The organism is Treponema sp. R6D11 (genome assembly GCF_054786075.1).
In genome coordinates, this window is sequence record NZ_BDHD01001475.1 from 1 (window position 1) to 248 (window position 248).

Below are 248 nucleotides of genomic sequence, written 5' to 3' on the forward strand. Positions count from 1 at the left end.
GCGGAACAGGAAGCGCAGGATATTACAGGCGGTGTAAAAATCTTCTACGGCGGGGTTTGTTTTTTATTTAAAAAAAAAAAAGGCAAAAGGGTAATTTTTACAGGCGTCAAACGAAAAAAAATATCGGTAAAACCCCAAAAGATGCTACTAAACGATAATTCAATTTATTTTTTTTTACCCGAAGGAACAATATTTTCTTTTAGCTCAATTAGTTCCGCAAGCGGACAGGAACTGCATATTAATGCGGA

Annotated in this window: 1 protein-coding gene; it reads left to right on the plus strand. The window is 35.9% G+C overall.

The window, feature by feature from the left end; all coding sequences use genetic code 11:
* Window positions 1–248: hypothetical protein (locus tag ACYVTD_RS19145; protein ID WP_461249161.1), on the plus strand; the 248-nt coding region annotated here is incomplete at both ends.